Origin of the sequence: Mucilaginibacter sp. OK283, assembly GCF_900110415.1 — a bacterium.
GTDB lineage: Bacteria > Bacteroidota > Bacteroidia > Sphingobacteriales > Sphingobacteriaceae > Mucilaginibacter.
Genome location: NZ_FODR01000005.1, coordinates 223656 through 242042 on the forward strand (window position 1 = coordinate 223656; position 18387 = coordinate 242042).

The 18387-nt window shown below is 43.5% G+C and carries 15 protein-coding genes; 9 read left to right on the forward strand and 6 right to left on the reverse strand.

Annotated features, from left to right (window positions below; translation table 11 throughout):
• Positions 1 to 62 precede the first annotated feature (62 nt).
• Together BMX56_RS13935 and BMX56_RS13940 are read left to right on the forward strand one after the other, a co-directional pair.
• The gene (locus tag BMX56_RS13935; protein ID WP_090648763.1) at positions 63 to 1877 is read left to right on the forward strand and encodes an AsmA family protein; all 1815 of its coding nucleotides are present in this window, start codon (positions 63 to 65) and stop codon (positions 1875 to 1877) included.
• A gap of 55 nt (positions 1878 to 1932) precedes the next feature.
• On the forward strand, positions 1933 to 4647 hold the full coding sequence (locus BMX56_RS13940) for a DUF5686 and carboxypeptidase-like regulatory domain-containing protein (protein ID WP_090648768.1): 2715 nt from the start codon (positions 1933 to 1935) through the stop codon (positions 4645 to 4647).
• A gap of 357 nt (positions 4648 to 5004) precedes the next feature.
• Here BMX56_RS13940 and BMX56_RS13945 read toward each other — a convergent pair whose 3' ends face one another.
• A complete protein-coding gene (locus tag BMX56_RS13945; RefSeq protein WP_090648773.1) occupies positions 5005 to 5559 on the reverse strand; it encodes a hypothetical protein in 555 nt (184 codons plus the stop codon).
• A 73-nt stretch (positions 5560 to 5632) separates the two neighbouring features.
• On the reverse strand, positions 5633 to 6697 hold the full coding sequence (locus BMX56_RS13950) for an alpha/beta hydrolase (RefSeq protein ID WP_255369844.1): 1065 nt from the start codon (positions 6695 to 6697) through the stop codon (positions 5633 to 5635).
• Between the two features lie 505 nt (positions 6698 to 7202).
• Between BMX56_RS13950 and BMX56_RS13960 the strand changes: the two genes are divergently transcribed.
• Both BMX56_RS13960 and BMX56_RS13965 read left to right on the forward strand, forming a co-directional pair.
• Entirely contained in the window at positions 7203 to 7598 is a 396-nt protein-coding gene (locus tag BMX56_RS13960; protein ID WP_090648789.1) for a hypothetical protein, read from the forward strand.
• Positions 7599 to 7741: 143 nt separating this feature from the next.
• On the forward strand, positions 7742 to 8569 hold the full coding sequence (locus BMX56_RS13965; protein ID WP_090648792.1) for an SDR family oxidoreductase: 828 nt from the start codon (positions 7742 to 7744) through the stop codon (positions 8567 to 8569).
• Positions 8570 to 8794: 225 nt separating this feature from the next.
• On the opposite strand, the gene BMX56_RS13975 is transcribed toward BMX56_RS13965, so the two are convergent.
• Together BMX56_RS13975 and BMX56_RS13980 are read right to left on the reverse strand one after the other, a co-directional pair.
• Positions 8795 to 9193, reverse strand: coding sequence for a pYEATS domain-containing protein (locus BMX56_RS13975; protein ID WP_090648800.1), 399 nt, complete (start codon positions 9191 to 9193; stop codon positions 8795 to 8797).
• Positions 9194 to 9200: 7 nt separating this feature from the next.
• Positions 9201 to 9815, reverse strand: coding sequence for a hypothetical protein (locus BMX56_RS13980; RefSeq protein WP_090648804.1), 615 nt, complete (start codon positions 9813 to 9815; stop codon positions 9201 to 9203).
• Positions 9816 to 10222: 407 nt separating this feature from the next.
• Between BMX56_RS13980 and BMX56_RS13985 the strand changes: the two genes are divergently transcribed.
• On the forward strand, positions 10223 to 10885 hold the full coding sequence (locus BMX56_RS13985) for a hypothetical protein (protein WP_090648807.1): 663 nt from the start codon (positions 10223 to 10225) through the stop codon (positions 10883 to 10885).
• Positions 10878 to 11429 (forward strand): hypothetical protein, encoded by a 552-nt coding sequence (locus BMX56_RS13990; RefSeq protein ID WP_090648811.1) that lies wholly within the window; start codon positions 10878 to 10880, stop codon positions 11427 to 11429. Before BMX56_RS13985 ends, BMX56_RS13990 begins: the two co-directional genes overlap by 8 nt.
• Positions 11430 to 12047: 618 nt before the next feature.
• Here the strand turns inward: BMX56_RS13990 and BMX56_RS14000 are convergent.
• Positions 12048 to 12296 carry a hypothetical protein gene (locus BMX56_RS14000; protein ID WP_090648821.1) on the reverse strand — a complete coding sequence of 83 codons (249 nt, stop codon included), beginning with the start codon at positions 12294 to 12296 and terminating at the stop codon, positions 12048 to 12050.
• 187 nt (positions 12297 to 12483) lie between these two features.
• On the opposite strand from BMX56_RS14000, the gene BMX56_RS14005 reads away from it, so the two are divergent.
• A complete protein-coding gene (locus BMX56_RS14005; RefSeq protein ID WP_143065444.1) occupies positions 12484 to 13761 on the forward strand; it encodes a glycosyltransferase in 1278 nt (425 codons plus the stop codon).
• 173 nt (positions 13762 to 13934) lie between these two features.
• Here the strand turns inward: BMX56_RS14005 and BMX56_RS14010 are convergent, their stop codons facing one another.
• The gene (locus BMX56_RS14010) at positions 13935 to 14978 is read right to left on the reverse strand and encodes a cellulase family glycosylhydrolase (RefSeq protein WP_090649506.1); all 1044 of its coding nucleotides are present in this window, start codon (positions 14976 to 14978) and stop codon (positions 13935 to 13937) included.
• A 527-nt stretch (positions 14979 to 15505) separates the two neighbouring features.
• Between BMX56_RS14010 and purL the strand changes: the two genes are divergently transcribed.
• On the forward strand, positions 15506 to 17728 hold the full coding sequence (gene purL / locus BMX56_RS14015; RefSeq protein ID WP_090648831.1) for a phosphoribosylformylglycinamidine synthase subunit PurL: 2223 nt from the start codon (positions 15506 to 15508) through the stop codon (positions 17726 to 17728).
• The gene (locus tag BMX56_RS14020) at positions 17728 to 18117 is read left to right on the forward strand and encodes an SMU1112c/YaeR family gloxylase I-like metalloprotein (RefSeq protein WP_177183811.1); all 390 of its coding nucleotides are present in this window, start codon (positions 17728 to 17730) and stop codon (positions 18115 to 18117) included. Before purL ends, BMX56_RS14020 begins: the two co-directional genes overlap by 1 nt.
• The last annotated feature ends 270 nt before the right edge of the window (positions 18118 to 18387 follow it).

Consider the following 18387-nt stretch of genomic DNA (forward strand, 5'->3'; position numbering starts at 1 on the left):
CTCTTGTTAAACAAGCAGTAAAAGCCGCCGTTGTGGTTGCTGAATGCAAAAACAAATGAATTATGACGGCTTGGGTTTTTAAAAATAGGTGGCGAAAAACAGCGGCAATAGGTGTGGCCATATTGACCGTTATCCTGATCGCGGTGGTGCTTTTTTTAAATAGTTTTTTAAGCGGAACCCTCTCGGCGAAATTTAAAGAGGCTGTGCTTAAAGGCACCGACAGCCTGTACCGGGTAAATTTTAGCAAACTTGATCTGAACGTATTTAATGGCAGCGCCGTATTGCACGATATCACCTTTACCCCCGATACTGCTATATCCCACAGGCTGCAACAGTCTGGCAATGCCCCCGGCCATTTACTGGAACTAAAAGTAAAGCGGCTGGAAGTTTCTGGTGCGCATCCCTTAGATATATGGTTGCATAAAAAGATAGAAGTAGCATTGATCGACCTCCACAATCCTGAAATATACATCAGCAAAAACGACGATAAGCATCAGCCCAAAAAGCCTGCAGACAAGCGCACCCTTTATCAAAAGATTTCTGCAAGTTTTAATCTAATCCATGTAGGCGATATCCGCCTGGACGGTATCAGCTTTACCTACCGGGATAAATCGGGCCCCAGGCCATCCGTCCATGTATTAAAAGAAGTGGATATACACGCTACCAGCCTCCTTATTGATTCCACAACGCAGGCAGATACCAGCCGAACGCTTTACTGCCGCGATATTGTTGCCCGTCTTAAGCATTATACGGGTAAATCGGCAAACGGGCTGTATACCTATAAAATAAATTCAATGAAGCTGTCCACCAAAACCTCGCGGCTTGATATTGCCGGGGTAGATGTACAGCCGCTTGCCCTGAGTGAATACCTGGCCAAAAGCCGAACCGACCGTTTTGGCCTGCACCTGGATGCCATTATACTGCACCATTTTAACTACCGGAACTATAGCCGGGGCAAAAGTTTGGATGTAGCCAGGATGGTGCTGAACAGGGGCGAATTCAGCATATTCAGTAACCCCAACGGGCCGCTTAAAACCACCGATAGGTTAGTCACTTTTCCTAACTGGGCCATTCGCCGGTTAAAAATGGGGCTGCAGATTGACACCCTTGATATTAAAAACCTTGATGTAAATTACAGTGAATTCAAAAAAAACAAATCGCACAAAACCGGTACCGTAAAGTTTAACGCTGTAACAGGCAGGTTTCTTAACCTTACCAATAAAACAGCCCTGCTGCAAAAACAGCCCCTGGCTACAGTAAACCTCAGCACATTGTTTATGGGCAAGGGCAGGCTAAACCTAAGCTTTGGCTTTAACCTGGCCGATGCCGGCTACAGTTATAGCTACAAAGGCCACTTGGGAGGTGTGAACCTGGCCGATGTTAATACCGCTGTAATGCCGCTTGGGTTGGTGCGCTTTACATCCGGCAGGGTAACCGGTCTTGACTTTAATATCCACGGCAATCAGCATTTATCTACGGGCAAGGTTACACTTTTATATAACAACCTAAAGGTTGATGTATTGAAACCCGACGACCAAAAAGGTTATGCCACAAAAGACATCAAATCGCTATTGGTAAACACACTGATCCTTAAAAGCGATAACCCCGATAACGGCAAAACTATACCCCGCGTGGCCGATGTCGCTTTTATTCGGCCCAAAAACTTTCCTTACTTTAAAACCATTTGGCTTACCCTGCTCGGCGGTCTTAAAGGCTGCGCCGGCATAGGAAAGGCCGACGAAAAGGCAAAAAATAAGCCGCTTACCCAAAACGAACAAAAAGAAAAGGCCGAAGCGCTGAAAAAGGCACAGGAAAAAAAGGATAAAGAAGACCAAAAATTTAAAGAGAAGCTGAAGGGTAAAGAAAAATCAAGTTGATAAACGTCAGAGCGTAGTGTTTTGGCCTGATGGAGCAGCGCATATTTTAATAATTATGTGGAAACATAAATACTTCAAACCTGTTCTTAACGTTAAATTGTTTAATTTGCTATTTACTTTTTTGCTACTAACTTTTTGTAACCCCGCCATTAAGCTAATTTTGCTGCCACAGCGCATAGGCCATTTTTTTGGGAGCCTGGTTACCGGTAAGCCAATTAAAGGTGGCTTGATTTTTTTTCTTTTATTTTCGTTACACGCGGCTGCACAGCAAACAGATACCGCGAAAGTAAGCCGTACTACTACAGTAAGTGGCCGCATTGTGGATGATGCTTCGGGTTTGCCACTGGCTTACATCAGCATTGTTTTTAATGGCAGTAGTTTTGGTACCACCTCCAATCAACAGGGTAATTTTCTGCTAAAGGCGCCGGGCGCTTTTACCCTGGTTACGTTTTCGTACGTGGGTTATCAGTCGGTTACCAGGGCTGTAAAGCCGGGACAGGCCACCAATTTGCAAATACGGATGCACAGCCGCCAAACCGAGCTAAAGGAGGTGGCCATTAAATCGGGTAGAAAGCAGCGTTACCGCAATAAGGACAATCCCGCGGTCGAACTCATTCAGCAGGTGATAGACCATAAGGATCAAAACCGGATGGAAAGCTCCGATTACCTACAGTACGACCAGTACGAGCGCATCGGCATGTCTCTTTTTCACCTGTCGCCAAAGCTTATCAATGGCAAGTTTTTTGGCAAGTATAAGTTCATGATTGATACTACACTGCAAATAAACGGGCAAAAGGAAACTTCCCTGCCGGTTTATTTTAGCGAGAAGCTGTTTCAAAACTATTACCGTAAAAGCCCGCCCAAATCCATCAGGGTTTTAACTGCCCAAAAAGAAGTTAATATTATAAAATTTACTGATACTGTTGGGCTGGCTATTTACTTTAACCGCCTGTACGGCAATAATATTGATATTTACGAAAATAATATATTTATAATTGCCAACCAGTTCCTAAGCCCTATTGCCAACCATTCGCCGCAGTATTACAAATTTTTTATTACCGACACCATACAAGCCGAAAAAGGCAAACTTATCGAGCTCAGCTTTACGCCACGTAACAAAGGCGATCTTCTTTTTGAAGGCCGTATCCTGATCACGATGGATGGCCGTTACGCCGTAGAATCATGCGAACTGAATGTTAACAAGCAAATTAATATCAACTTTATGCGCAGCCTCAAAATCAATCTTGATTTTGAACCGCACGCCGATGGACGCTATTACCTTAAAAAGAGTGATGTGGTGGCCGACTTTGGCATCCTGAAAAATAAAGGCACCGCCGTATATGGCCGGCGTACCGTGAGTTATGATAACTACAAGCTAAATCAGCCGCAGACAGCGTTGTTTTATGAAGGTAAAAGCGAGCAAACGGCGGCAAATTCAAACAAGCCCGATACCGCTTACTGGGCGCAGCACCGCACCGATAGCCTTACCGCCCAGCAAGCGCACCTGTATGCAAATATCAACCGGCTGGAGGGCATGCCATCTTTTAAAAAACTAACCTGGATAGCAGGAACCCTTACCAGCGGGTTTGCAGCTGTGGGGCCTACTCAGCTGGGGCCAATAGGATCTTTTTTTGCTTATGATAACCAGGAGGGTGCCCGTTTCCAGGTGGGCGGGCGCACAACGCCGCAACTCAGCAGGTTCATTTTCCTGGAAGGCTATACAGCTTACGGCATAAAAGATGAAAAAGCCAAATACAATTTGGTAACCTATTTTTCTTTAAATAAAACAGCACCATACGTTTACCCTAACGACTATTTTAAAATAAGCTACCGGTATGATGTCGACCTGCCAGGGCAAAGCTTTGCCGTAAGTAGTCAACAGGCCGCGCTTACATCGTTTCATACTGGTACCACCAATTACTGGCTGTATAACCGCATTTTTACGGTGGCCTATGTTAAGGATTTCGAAAATCATTTCTCGTACAACCTGGCCTTCCGCAACTGGAACCAGCGACCTGCCGGAACGTTGCTGTTTCAATCAAACAACGATAATAGCCTTATCAACAGCCTCACAACCAGCGAAGTTGCCCTTGGCCTGCGGTATGCGCCCCACGAGCAAATAATACAAGGCCCGCGTGAACGCCATACCATTTATAGCAAATACCCTATTTTTAACTTACAAATTAACCATGGCTTTGCGGACCTGCTCAACGGGGCTTATGATTACAATAACATATCGGCAAATATTTATAAGCGCTTTTACCTTTCGCAATTAGGTTACACAGATGTTACGCTGCTGGGAGCCCTCATTACCGGTAAAGTGCCGTTTCCTTTGCTCAATATTCCATCGGCCAATCAGTCGTTAAGGTACAATCCCGATGGTTATAACAACATGAATTACCTGGAATTTGTGACCGACCATTACGCCGGTATTAATATAACCCATGCCTTCAACGGCTTTTTCCTGAATAAGATACCTTTGATAGAACACCTTAAATGGCGCGAATTTATTTCGTTTAAAGCCATATACGGCGGTTTACGTAATGAAAACAATCCGCTGTACTCTGCCAACCTGTATAACCTGCCCCCGGCACTGGGCAACGCCAACGGCACCTACCCCCTGGGTAGCACTCCTTACGTCGAGGCCGGTGTTGGTATAGGCAATATATTTAAATTGCTGCGGGTTGACGTTATCAAACGCTTCAACTACCTCGACCATCCCGGCGTAAACCAGTACGGCATTAAGTTTAGTATTAACCCGGATTTTTAGGGGGGGGCTGTAGTAGCCGGTGCAAAGGCAGTGGGAGCCGCCATTTTCTTTGCATTAACTTTCGGGCGTCCCGAATAAGGTTGAACAATTGTACTGAAAAGATATTCGCCAATTACGCTAAATAAAAAACAAGGTGACCTTTTTGAACCAACCTGTTTTTTATCATTTTATGGATGCTTCTTTCTTTGTTAAATTGTCTGGAAGAGGGAGTTTGCATAAAAAAACTCTTTGGCTTTTGCAACCCTATCCCAAAAGAGAAGTCCAAATAATATCGAAACACTGAATTTCGAATGTCCAGCACCGAAAATTGCTTTCAGTGTTCGATATTAAAAGCATGCGCATTTCATAACGCCCGTGTTACTTTAAACTCACACCAACCGCTGCCCTTGTTTCGTCATAAAACAAATTCAATGTTTTTGGTTTAGTGCCAGTTGGCAAACGGTAAGTTATCTCGTTTGATTCTTTTGTAGATTCGGCCTCGGCAGAAACATAACCTCCGGATGTTTGCGATATGGAGGTATTATTATCAAGCACCAACCGAAAATCCGACGGTGAAACACCAACGCTGCTACTGCCAATTTTATTTTTATTGGTAATCGTAATCTTAAATGTCATTTCAATTCCTTCCGATTTGCCGTCGGGGTCGCTTAGGTCTGTTGCGGTTACCGGGCTTATTTTTATGCTTACTTCTTTTTGTTTGCCAAGTAGGGCGCTATCGGGCGTAAATGATATGGTGTACGTTTTGGGGGTGTTACCGGCCGGCGCATCGGCATGGGCCACAGTCTCTTTCGGGGTATCTTGTTTAACTGCACTATCAGTTTTGCCATTAGCTTCACCGGTGCCGTTTTTTGGCTTACAGGCAAATACAAGCAGTGAAACAGAGAGCATGGCGAATAACGATTTTGTTTTCATAGTGATTTTATTGTAGTTGATAATATATTGATTTTAGTTTTTTTGAGGGTATGGTGTTTTTGGTGTTTGTCTGCTAATTACAGTTAATGCTTCTTGGGTTGGTTGGGCTTCCGCAAGAGAACTCATATTTACTTTGGCTGTATTTGGGGCTGGGGTTATCGGTAACCTCAAGCGGGACCATAAATTGATCATTATATCCCGGCATGGTTACCTGTTCGGCTGAGCCATTGCCCAACGCCACGTTTTTGCCGGCAGTGCTGCCGTTAAAACTGTAATCAATCAGCGCATCCAGTAGCCTGTATACCCCATAGTAATCATAAGCATCATACGCGTTTCTTGAATTGGGCAGCGTGTGGTACGTGGTATAATTGTAACCGGCAACTGTAGATGGTTTCAGGTAATAGAAATCCTTTTCACTATTGGCTATATTGATGTTTTTAAAAATATCGATGGCCAGCCGGTGGTCGTTAATCACATCTTCATCATAAACCTGGCTTATCATTTTAGTATTGGCCGGAAAGCTTTGCAATTGGGCCTGGGTAATCTGGTAGCTGTACCAGGGCGCCATCGTAAACAGGAAACGCCCGTTTTGTCCCCAACCGTTTTGGGTAAAAGCTTTATAGCCCAGGCCTATGGAGGCTCCGCCGCCGAAGGAATGCCCCATAAAGCCCACTTTTTTGGTATCTATAATATTAGGGTAATCTGCCGCTGCTTTGGTAAAGCCAGCCCACAGGGTATAGTAACGATGATCGATGCTGATATCGTTTGTTGCATACGGAACAAACACTACTACATAGCCTTTTTTGGCAATGAATTCAAACAGGCCGCGGTTGTATTCCTTATTTTCGCCGCCATAGGGATGCGAGTAAAATATGGTTGGCCTGGGCGTGCTGATACCGGCCGGGTAAAAGATGGTTACACTGGTGCCCGCGTATTCGGGATTGGCGAAACTGATTTCGGCAACCTGGTAGGAGCCATCAGCGCCGTATCCTGATGCCGGCCGGGAAATAGGCCCCTGCAGGTCGTCATCTGGCGGCGGGGTCTTGGTAGTGTTACCGCTTTTTGAACACGCCGGCAATATCACAAGCAGCAGCATGGTTTTAAATAAAATGTTTTTCATTTTTTGGATCGCTTTCATCGGCTGGTTGTTAAATGTTAAACCTTTTTTCAGATGCATAGCCTTAAAACAAGGCCTGAGTTTTACAAATAGCGCTAAACTTCCGAAAAAGGGATGCGAACCGGCGGTATGTGGGGTTCCTGTTCCATTTTCCAGGCTTATTAAGCTTTATACCTGTTTATATGATGCAAAGATGTTTTTTTAGGGGTAGAGGCAAAGTGTAAAAAGGGCGAAGCTGTAAAAAGCGGGGGTGAAATTCACGCAAAATAAAAACGACGCGCCGGGAATTCAGGGAAATCACTTTTAAAAGTTGACCCTGAAGAAATGTAACTCTTAAGGAGCAAAAAAAGGGTTCACTATTTATTTTCTACAAACAGGTAGCCTCTACGAGGCAGCTTGGAAGTGTATTATCGTTTAAAGGTTAACCGTTTGTAGATGAAAAAGTGTAAAAGCGATTTCGCTGTCCGGGAATCAAAATTCTCATCACATACTGAAACAAAAAGCTATTTTTAATCAAAAAATATTGATGAAACGTTTACTGGTATCCCTTTTCATTTTAACGTTGTTTATAACCGGGGTAGAAGCCCAGGACGCTATTGGTACAAGTAAGCGTGAAAAGAAGGTTTTAAAACTGATAAACTCGTTACCTGAGATTGTAAGGGCCAGGAAGTATATGGCAGAACATGCTAAAGAGAAGCGAACGTTAAAAGCTTATATAGAAAGCACGCCTACTTTAAGCAAAAAGTATTACAATGTTTCGGTGTGCGACGATGCTAATGATCATTTGTTTGCCCACTATAGATTTAGGGTGAATGCAGGTACTTATGCCATTTATTACGACGATTTTGAGCATGATAAACTTGTCCCTTTAAAGGTTTGGGAAAAACATGCATATGGCATATATAGCGCGCCCGCATTGTAACCCATTGCCGTACGCCGGCAAGCAATGGATCAACGTAAACAAAGGGAGGTGGTTAGAAGCCGGGGAGGATGATTCGTATAACATTCAATAAAAAAAGGTAGGAATTTTGTGTCGTAATAATTAACATAAACAAGCATATATTTATGAAGAATGTAATTGTAGTAATTGGCGCAGGCTCCATAGGGCAGGCTATTGCACGCAGGGTTAGTGCCGGAAAGCATATTTTGCTGGCCGATTTGAAGCAAGAGAATGGAGATGCTGCCGCCAAAGTGTTGAGCGAGGCAGGTTTTGAGGTAAGCACCACAACGGTTGATATTTCGTCGCGTATGTCTATCCAGGCGTTGGTTGAAAAAGCGACATTAATCGGCAGCATAACCGGATTGATACAAGCCGCCGGTGTATCGCCGTCACAGGCATCGCCTTCAACGATACTGCATGTCGATCTTTATGGCAACGCTGTCGTATTGGAAGAATTTGGCAAAGTGATTGCCAGCGGCGGATCCGGCGTAGTTATCGCTTCCCAGTCGGGGCACCGCTTGCCGGCATTAACTCCTGAACAGGATAAGGCGTTGGCAACCACACCTGCGGACGAATTGCTATCTTTAGATTTTTTACAGCCTGCCCAGGTTAAAGATTCATTACATGCTTATCAATTATCCAAAAGAGGAAATTCACTGCGCGTAATGGCCGAAGCTGTTACTTGGGGCAAACGTGGTGCGCGGATCAACGCGATTAGCCCCGGAATTATTATTACGCCGCTGGCTAAGGATGAACTAAGCGGCCCCCGCGGCGAAGGTTATCGCAAAATGATCGATATCTCCGCTGTCGGAAGAGCCGGTACTCCCGACGAGATTGGAAGCGTAGGCGCTTTGCTTATGGGGCAAGACGGAGCCTTCATTACCGGCAGCGACTTTTTGATGGATGGCGGTGTAACAGCTGCTTATTGGTACGGCGACCTTGCTCCGAAATAGCGAGATTGACCGCGAATCTCGTGGTCTCTATGCCCTCCCAGCTACTGCAAAGTATTTTCGCTGAGCTTGTTATAACTATGGGGATACCCCGTTGATAAGTAAACACCATGCAGCGTAATAAATACCCAACTCCCCATGTTTAACTCCATCCGGGAGTTTGCGTTTTTTAACCGTATAAAAACATACTGGCGTACAAACCCGGGGGGCGGCGCCCAGGTACAGAATTTACCTGTCATTACAAATTAAATTTACATTTCGCTTATTAGGCGATGTTAAATCTACCCGGTACGATTCAAATGTATCTGCTAAGCCGTTATTGTAGCTGATTCTTATTTTTATATAAATTTCTCCCCAACCTTTATTACACATGGTAAAAAAAGGATTATCACCGTTGTTTATTACCACAATATGTTGCTGCCCATAAGTGCCATCCAGGGTATAATCAATTTGTTTTATTGATTTTATAAATTGCGGGTTGCCTATTACAAAAACCTTCCAGCTTTTATAATCGGTTCTGTTGGTACTATACTCTTTGTACTCATTGTCAAAGTGTCCGGGCTGAGATTGTCCCCAACATTCGGGCAAGGTTAATAATAGGAGAAACAAAATTGATACAATTTTCATGGCGCAATCAATTTTCGGGGATCAGTTCAACAGTAGGAGTTATTGGGTTAAATGTTGGCGACACCCATCTTTTTTTTGTTTTCGTATCTTCCAGCACTACTTTAGGGTAGGCATCCTGAAAATCTTCGTTAGTATAATAAAAAGTGACTTTATAACCTTGCCCCGATGGTTTAACAGGCAGCTCAACGCCATTTTGAACGTCATTATAGTTTTTGTAAAAAGTAAACTTTAATGAAGAAACCTCCGGGGGCACACCGTTTGGAAGGTCCTTCAGTTTAAACCGGTAGCAGAAAAAATTTGATTTTAAAATAGTGATAGTTTCGTAGGTGTTTTGTTTAGTATTTATACTGTCCAGCTGCATTCTTTTAATCATTGTTTCATAAGCTGTTAATTTGCTGTCTGTTGATTTATAATAAAAGAAAACACTAACAGCGATGGAGAGTACCGCAATTAATATAAATAACGTTATCACCGAAATGTCGAGTTGCAGGCCATAGCCCCCAAAGTGTTGCTTTTCTATCAGTTTTGCCTGGTTTCCCCACCGGTACATAGCCATGCACAGCAAAATGATGATCATCCCAAATATTGGCAGTATTGTGTAAATAAGCGAGCCGATGGTCATGTCGATGCGAGTTACAACCTTAATTTGCTACTTGAAAAAACTTATTTAAATGTAAAGCTTATTTAAATTTCAGGTAAATGAATTTCTTTAAAATAAAGTTATTGTATCGCAAATTGTAAACTATTGTAAATGAAATGTAAACTATTGTAAATGATGTTTTACACTTTATAATGATATTCCCCGGCAAGATTATCCTGTGCCGGCCGAAATTAAAGCACCTGCGGAAAAATGGGTTGCACATATTCTTTTTATCCACTATATTAGTTTAATATTCAGCTTGTTATAAGTTGCCGGTATTTTAATTTCTCCGTTTTAAAATGCCAGTCAATCTGTGCCCTCTTAAGCCTGTTAGTATGACTTTGCAATGTGTTTTAAAAAAAGCTGCTATCCTTTTGGTCTTTATGCTCATGTGTAGCTTAAAGGGTTTTTCGCAAACTGATAGTCTTCGTTTTTATGCCAGTCAGTTAGATTCAATTTATAGTAAATGGGTTAACTCGCCCGATAGCACGCTTAAAAAAGATTCGGTTATAACGGCCTTTTTACACGTAAACCCTACATCTAAGATAAAAGCTGCAGGCACGCTTCAAGGCTTTGCCCTTACATATAATACCCCCGAAATAAACTGGTATGAATTGGCAACGGTAATAGACAAAGATTCTGTTGGTTATTTAATTAAGGTGCGCATCCCCCGAAAAATTTATAATCAGCATAAAATGCTCACCTGCTGGGCTGTTTGGTGGGGGCGCGAGACGCAGGTTGTTAAATATGGCGGTATTAATATGCGAATAAAACTAACGCTGCAATCCCAACCGCAAAAAGCCAGCGTATATTTAATACCGCACAGAATTTGGAAGAGCAAATTTGAAAACACCACGTGGCAAGATCATATCGGTTTGTTGAGTGATTACATGGTGGATAGCGATCAAACAAACACCGCTGTAACCATTGATGAAACTGTCTATACAGTGGTATTCAAGTTGGGTAATAAATTCCTTACCCGTACGCACTATACCAGGCCGATGGATATAGAACCAACTCAAAAAGTCACTGTAGATTTTCAAAATGAATAAATGGAAAACTATTTTAAAAGCCGGTTCGGGAGTGTTTGCAACCATTCCGGGTTTGGCGGTGCTTTTAAGCAATATTGGGGTACCACCCGATAGTTCAAAATACCTGTTTTGTGGCATTATAGAATCCTTTGGCGTATTTACGCTTTTAATATTGAGGTTCAACTCCGGCTATTTCAAATCCCTTTCTGTAAAAACCATCAATCTTTTAGCTATAGTTTCGATAGTAACATTTGGGCTTACATTGTTTTTTTACCTGTTCCTTTTTAACCAGTATGTTGTGGGGTATAAGGATTCGAAGTCCGTATTTTTCCCGGTATGGCCCCAGGGCGAACTTAGGCAGGGGCTGCAGGAAACAGGCAGTAAAGCCAACTTAATAAGGGAGTGGGGCCGTGATGATGTACGCACGGTTATCCAGTCGTCGTCATCGGCCATGTTAAACTATAGCATGCTGCTGTTTTTACTAATATACCAACTGATTTTCGTATCGCTTACCTTTGCATTTGGGATACTTTCGATAAGGGTTAGCGAGATTGATAAAGGATAGTATTGGAGAGCTTTTTTGGAATGAGGCAGTTTTAGCGTTAAAGTGTACTGTGCCGGTACAAGGTGACACACCCTGATACGGGATGACACGCCATGGTACGGGGTGGTACACCACTGGTGGTTAATATTTTTAACTGAAACGGAGTTTTTGAGCCAGGAAATCGGTATTATGCTTTACCGGTAATCCGCGCCGTTGTTGGAGGTGACAACTCCAACAATAAGCAGCCGAAACTTTCAGACTAAGAAAATCACAAGTCAGCCATCGCTCAATGTCCACAATACAATGCTTGCACCAAAATTGGTTTCTAATTTATAAATCATTGCTTTCGTAAGAGAGCTTTATATTAGGTTTAGCGGAGGCAATTTTGTTTATTATCTCATGATCCAATGAGTCGTCATAAGTGATTTCATTAAGAAGAGCAAATTGAATTATGCTATTCGTGAATACTGTCCGGTCATTGAACTTTACATTTTGTAAAATTAAATGCTGTACCGGCAAGCCTCGCATAAGCCAAAGTTCATCTAATTCCACATACTCAAATTTTAAAAAATCGATTTTTTTAAAAGCCAACAACCAGTCCGGAATTTTACAATAAGTTCGCTCGTCGGGGCGGATATATTAGAAAGTGGGCTGTAAAATTAATCGCTTCACTTCGTATAGATCTTCGCTAACGGCTTTTGTCAGGTCATCGCGGTTGAAATCGGCGGTAATAAATAATATATATGGCACATCGTTTAATCCAACTAAAACGCATTTTGGATTGAGATAAAATATTTTGGCCTCGCCATTTAGGCCACTAAAATCTGCATTTACAGTAGTATAGCTTATTTTCGATATCGGAATTTTATCATTTTGAGGTTTCCTCATCGTAGCCTAATAGTCTAATTACAAAAAAGTATCAAAAAATAAATATAAGAAAATTGGCTTTCGCCAAGCAATGAATTGATTATTGTTTTAGCCTGAAAAACTGCCTCGATGAGGTGCCCATTATTTTTTACCAATTACTAAAAGAAATCCTTTTGTATCAGTTCCTTTGTAAATAAACCAACCACAATTGAACATAGGGATTTTTACTTACGGAACACGGGGCGATATACAGCCCTATATTGCTTTGGCTTTAGGGCTTAGCGAAAAAACACACCAGGTAATTATTGCGGCGCCAGGAAATTTCAAGGAATTAGTGGAGGGCTATGGCCTTGCCTTTCATCCGCTGTATGGAAATGCCGAAAAAATGATGAATTCGCCGGAGGGGCAGAGCGTATTAAAAACAGAGAACACCATTAAGCTGATGAAGTACTTTTTTAAAGCGCTTCATGAAATAAGGGGGCCTTTACGCAAAAGCTGTATAGAAGGAATTAACCAGGTAGATTTTATTATAGCCAATGCAGCAACGCTGCCCATTACCAGCGCGATTGCAGAAAAGCAACATAAAAAAATTGCGCTGACCTATTTTATGCCGCCGGTTGTACCTACAGCTGAATTCCCCTTGGGCGATTTTGATTTCCTGAATTTTGCCTGGTATAATAAACTTACCTATAAGCTGGCGCACCTGTTTTTCTGGAAGTTTGTAAAGAAAGAGACCAACGAATTCAGACAAGAATTAGGCCTGCCCATTTTAAAGGTAAACCTTATAGACTATATTGGCAAGCAACAGCCACTCGACTTATATTGCTTAAGCCCCAGCCTGATTCCGCAACCTAAAGATTGGGATGATAACCATAAAATAACCGGCTTTTTAACTGTTCCGGAAGAAAAAATACCGGGCCAGTTTAAGGACGAAACCCCGGCTACATTAAATGATTGGTTACAGCAGGGTGATAAACCCATATACATTGGCTTTGGCAGTAACGGCGTTGGCAATACCGAAAAGTTTATAGATATTTTAAACACCATTTTAAATAAAACCAATGAGCGGGTTTTGTTTTGTACAGGCTGGTCGCTTTTCGAAAACCTACCGGTGCATAAAAACCTGTTTGTAGCAAAATATGTAAACCACGGGGCTGTTTTACCAAAATGTAAGGCAGGCGTATTTCACGGTGGCGCCGGAACGCTGGCAGCTATGCTGCGTAGCAATTTGCCGGTAATTATTATTTCGTTTTACACCGACCAGCCAACCTGGGGCAAAATAGCCGAACGGATGAAATTCGGGGTGCATATCCCGGTTAAAAAGCTCGATGCCGATAAGCTGATTTCGGCGCTATCAAAAATTCAAACCAATGAAGTAAGGAACAATGCGGCAGCTATTGGCGGGCAAATAAGGAATGAAAAAGGACTTGAAAATGCCGTGAACGAAATTGAAAAGTACTTTAATGAAGCAGCTACCGGAAATTAAGCCGGATCTACATAGTTTTATACATGGCAGACGGCTTTAGAGTTTCTTTTCAAGTAGGTATTGAAGAGCCCGGAATAAAAAACCGCCTCATAATTGCATATGAGGCGGCCTTATTGATTGTCTTGCTAACGATATTCTTGGATATATATATTAAAGGTAAATTGTAAAAAGGGTTAGTTTAGTCCCCAACCATAACGAACGCGGAAAACGCCGGAAGAATTTACAGTGGTTAGGGTTATGTTATTGCCGCTTCCGCCTCTTTTTTGGATGCTGTAACTATCATTGTCTCTCAGGCCAGGCCAGTAAACGCTTGCAATACCATTGTTCCGGAATACATTACTCGATCCTACTATGTAAGCAATCTCATTGTCGGATTGTGAACCATTCTGGTAATCTTTACCACTGTTCATTGTTGCCCCAAATTCGGTAACTACAGTCCTTGAACCATAACTGCCATACCTGTTTTGCCAGTCGGTTTGCCATCCAGCGGTAGAGTGTGTTGACCAATAAGCATAGTTATGCAATGAAAGCAGGCAGCTGGTAAAGCGGCTGTCGGCGCCAACCCCTGTTACGTTGTCTGAATAGCCAGTACCGCTTAGCAACACCCTGCCTTTTGCAACGCTGGGATAATTAGCCAGCCACTGCGCATAGATGGTTGTTAAACTGGATAAACTGTAGCCGTGCGGTTCATTAAACACCTCAAAATAAACGTTACTGTTGCTGCCATATTTATTAACTACAGTTTGCCACATGGCCCAGAAATTGGTCATGTTATCTATCAATCCATCGTTGGCCGATGCGCTATCCCAGCAACATATAATTACTTTCATTCCTTTGTTAAGGGCTGCATCTATGGCGCCAGTATAAGCGCTCCACCACGACTGGGATACACTGGGATAATTAATAGGTAACCTTACTGTATTGACGCCCGGCATGTTGGTTTGAAAGCCCGATAATATTGAATTGGCTTTTGCATTAACCGTGCTGTAACTGTCGGAAGCGGTTAAACCGGATGGGATAACCCAGCCATCCACAAAGTTATCGCGGCCATCGGCCCAGTTTACACCGGCTATAGAGGCAGCTCCAACCGCCATTGTGGTTGCCGAACTTGTTGGTTTGGCATTTGCCAATGAGTTCGCTGGTGTCAGGTCGGTTGTGTTTTTTGTACAACTACAAAAAATAGAAATGGAACATAGGAAAATTAAGGTTTTTTTCATTTGTTTTTTTTGGTTTATAATTGGTTGGTTAGCAAGCATATTTGGCATATATCCCGTAAAGCCGTCAAAGCATAGGCTACGGAATTGGTTAGTACGCAATAGTTGATAATCAGAACCAGGAAGTTTTGGTTGGTTTATAATGTGAGGCTAAGGTAGATGGCAATGTGCAATATAATGACTGGCTTAATCAGCATTGTAAGGGGGTAAACTCAGCATTTGCGTGTTTTTTTCTGTCCCTCAGCTTTCTAACTGCAAATTCCATTTCCTGTGAGTTTCTTTTAAAGGGGGTATGTGTATACGCTTCTTTTATTAAACAACCAACGCTTTTTAGTAGCGGGTAGTTAGTATCAAGTATCAAGACGGGAGAAAAGTCCGGAAGTCCGATCGGTCAGCTGCGAGATGGCATTCCTCTTTCCCGACTTTCGGACTCCCGGACTTTCGGACTTTTTTCCATCTCAATACTACCTTTCGCCTTTCCGCTTTTTTTCCTAATTTTGCGCATCCTTTCAAAATAAAACAATATTACCTTGGAGCACCAGGAATTAACCACCGTTGAAACCGCCAAAGATTTAGGCTTACTACCCGAAGAATTTGAACGTATTAAAGAGATATTAGGGCGCGTGCCCAACTTTACCGAACTATCCATCTTTGCGGTAATGTGGAGCGAACACTGCTCGTACAAAAACTCCATCACCTGGCTAAAAACCCTGCCTAAAGACAGCGACCGTATGCTGGCCAAAGCAGGTGAAGAAAACGCCGGCCTGGTTGATCTTGGCGATGGCATTGGCTGCGCTTTCAAAATAGAATCACATAACCACCCGTCGGCCCTTGAACCTTACCAGGGTGCTGCAACCGGCGTGGGCGGTATTAACCGCGATATATTTACCATGGGTGCAAGGCCCATTGCCCAGCTAAATTCCCTGCGCTTTGGCGACCTCAAGTTGGAGAAAACCCAGTGGCTGGTTAAGGGTGTGGTAAAAGGCATCAGCCATTACGGCAACGCTTTTGGCATCCCTACCGTAGGTGGCGAATTGTTTTTTGACGATTGCTACAACGTTAACCCGTTGGTAAACGCCATGTCGGCAGGTATTGTTAAGGCGGGCGAAACCGTTTCGGCAACATCATACGGCGTGGGTAACCCTGTTTATATTGTAGGTTCTGCCACAGGTAAAGATGGTATCCATGGCGCGGCCTTCGCGTCGAAGGATATCAGCAAAGATTCGGTGAACGATTTGCCTGCCGTACAGGTAGGCGATCCTTTCCAGGAAAAACTGTTGTTAGAGGCTACCTTAGAAGTTATTAAAACCGGTGCCGTGGTTGGCATGCAGGATATGGGCGCTGCCGGTATCATTTGCTCCAACTCCGAAATGAGCGCCAAAGGCGAGCATGGTATGCGTATCGACCTGGATTTGGTACCTACCCGCCAGCCAAACATGAAACCTTACGAAATTCTGCTTTCTGAATCACAGGAGCGCATGCTGATTGTGGTACATAAAGGCCGGGAAAAAGAGGTGGAAGCCGTATTTGATAAATGGGACCTTAATTGCGCCATCATAGGCGAGGTTACCGATACCCAGCGTTTAGAGTACTACATGCACGGCGAAAAAGTAGCCGATGTACCTGCCGATGACCTGGTTTTAGGCGGTGGTGCCCCGGTTTACGAACGCGAATACCGCGAGCCTGCTTACTTTGCCGAGAATAAAAAATTTAATATAGATGATGTTGCCGAGCCCGCCAATTTGGTTGAGGTTGCCGAGCATCTTTCTGCACACCCTAACCTGGCATCAAAACGTTGGGTAACCGACCAGTACGATAGCATGGTAGGTGTACAAACCATGACAGCCAACCTGGCCTGCGATGCAGCCGTTGTTGCCGTTAAGGATACCAACAAGGCCATCGTATTAACAACAGACTGTAACTCACGCTACGTATACGCCGACCCTTACACAGGTACAGCGATAGCCGTTGCCGAGGCTGCACGTAACATTACCTGCGCCGGTGGCCAGCCTGTTGCAATTACCAATTGCTTAAACTTTGGTAACCCTTACAATCCCGAAGTATACTGGCAGTTTGTAAGCGCCATTAAAGGTATGGGCGATGCCTGCCGCAAGTTTGAAACCCCTGTTACCGGTGGTAACGTAAGTTTCTACAATCAATCTGCCGATGGCGGTTCGGTATTCCCAACACCAACTATTGGTATGCTGGGCGTAATGGAAGATACCGAAAATATCATGACCGCCGATTTTAAACAACCCGGCGATTTGATCTACCTGATAGGCGAATCGGTAAATGATATCGCTTCATCGCAATACCTGGCCTCATGGCATAAAATAACCGCATGCCCGGCCCCGTATTTCGATATCGAAAAAGAGTATGCCACGCAGCAAACCATTAAAGAACTCATTAAACACCGCGTGCTTGAAAGCTGCCATGATGTGGCCGATGGTGGTTTATATACTTGCTTGTTAGAGTCCGCCATGCCAAACGGCCTGGGCTTTGATATCGAAACGGATGCGGCTATCCGCAAAGATGCTTTCCTTTTTGGCGAGGCGCAAGGCAGGATAGTGGTAACCGTAGCACCAGAAGAGCAGGAACGTTTTGTAGAGTTTATGGCCACCAGCGAAACGGAGTTTAGCCTGCTGGGTACTGTAAACAACGGTTTCCTGAATGTAGATGGCGAACTATTTGGCCACGTTACCGATGTTAAAATGGTACACAGCAATGTGTTACATTCAATATTAGGCGAATAATGCTGAAACTGAACCGGGTGCACCACATCGCCATTATTTGTAGCGACTACCAAAAGTCGAAACATTTTTACAGCGAGATACTTGGTTTAAAAATAGTGCGCGAGGTTTACCGCGAAGCACGGCAATCATACAAGCTTGATCTGGAAGTGGGCGACAGCTACCAGATTGAGCTTTTTTCATTTCCACACCCTGCCCCACGTCTGTCCCGACCCGAAGCTGCAGGCCTGCGCCACTTAGCCTTTGAGGTAGATGACCTTGATGAGGCCGTATTACATCTGCAGGAATTGGGGGTAGAGGTAGAACCTATCCGGGTGGATGAACTTACCGGTAAACGCTTTACCTTCTTTGCAGACCCGGATGCTTTGCCATTGGAGCTGTATGAGGGATAGTGGTAAGTATCAAGTAGTAAGTATCAAGTATCAAGATTTGACATTCGGACAAAAGACTTTCAGAATTTCTCGAATTTGCTTTTAAAATTATTCTAATTCTTTAATTCTATAAATTCAGGTTCAGACAATGCGTTAGGGACAGTAGCGGATACCGGCCTGAACGTAACGCCTTGTGACGTATGAGCGAATGGCCCGGCCGCAGGCAACGCCCACATATTAAATTCCGCTACTGAATAATTTGCGTAAATTTTCCGCATATTGATAACTTTG

Bases quoted from the DNA above. Each gene is read 5' to 3' on its own strand.
- BMX56_RS13935 (WP_090648763.1), top strand. From the start codon at position 63: ATGACGGCTTGGGTTTTTAAAAATAGGTGGCGAAAAACAGCGGCAATA.
- BMX56_RS13940 (WP_090648768.1), top strand. From the start codon at position 1,933: ATGTGGAAACATAAATACTTCAAACCTGTTCTTAACGTTAAATTGTTT.
- BMX56_RS13945 (WP_090648773.1), bottom strand. From the start codon at position 5,559: ATGAAAACAAAATCGTTATTCGCCATGCTCTCTGTTTCACTGCTTGTA.
- BMX56_RS13950 (WP_255369844.1), bottom strand. From the start codon at position 6,697: ATGAAAGCGATCCAAAAAATGAAAAACATTTTATTTAAAACCATGCTG.
- BMX56_RS13960 (WP_090648789.1), top strand. From the start codon at position 7,203: ATGAAACGTTTACTGGTATCCCTTTTCATTTTAACGTTGTTTATAACC.
- BMX56_RS13965 (WP_090648792.1), top strand. From the start codon at position 7,742: ATGAAGAATGTAATTGTAGTAATTGGCGCAGGCTCCATAGGGCAGGCT.
- BMX56_RS13975 (WP_090648800.1), bottom strand. From the start codon at position 9,193: ATGAAAATTGTATCAATTTTGTTTCTCCTATTATTAACCTTGCCCGAA.
- BMX56_RS13980 (WP_090648804.1), bottom strand. From the start codon at position 9,815: ATGACCATCGGCTCGCTTATTTACACAATACTGCCAATATTTGGGATG.
- BMX56_RS13985 (WP_090648807.1), top strand. From the start codon at position 10,223: ATGTGTAGCTTAAAGGGTTTTTCGCAAACTGATAGTCTTCGTTTTTAT.
- BMX56_RS13990 (WP_090648811.1), top strand. From the start codon at position 10,878: ATGAATAAATGGAAAACTATTTTAAAAGCCGGTTCGGGAGTGTTTGCA.
- BMX56_RS14000 (WP_090648821.1), bottom strand. From the start codon at position 12,296: ATGAGGAAACCTCAAAATGATAAAATTCCGATATCGAAAATAAGCTAT.
- BMX56_RS14010 (WP_090649506.1), bottom strand. From the start codon at position 14,978: ATGAAAAAAACCTTAATTTTCCTATGTTCCATTTCTATTTTTTGTAGT.
- BMX56_RS14020 (WP_177183811.1), top strand. From the start codon at position 17,728: ATGCTGAAACTGAACCGGGTGCACCACATCGCCATTATTTGTAGCGAC.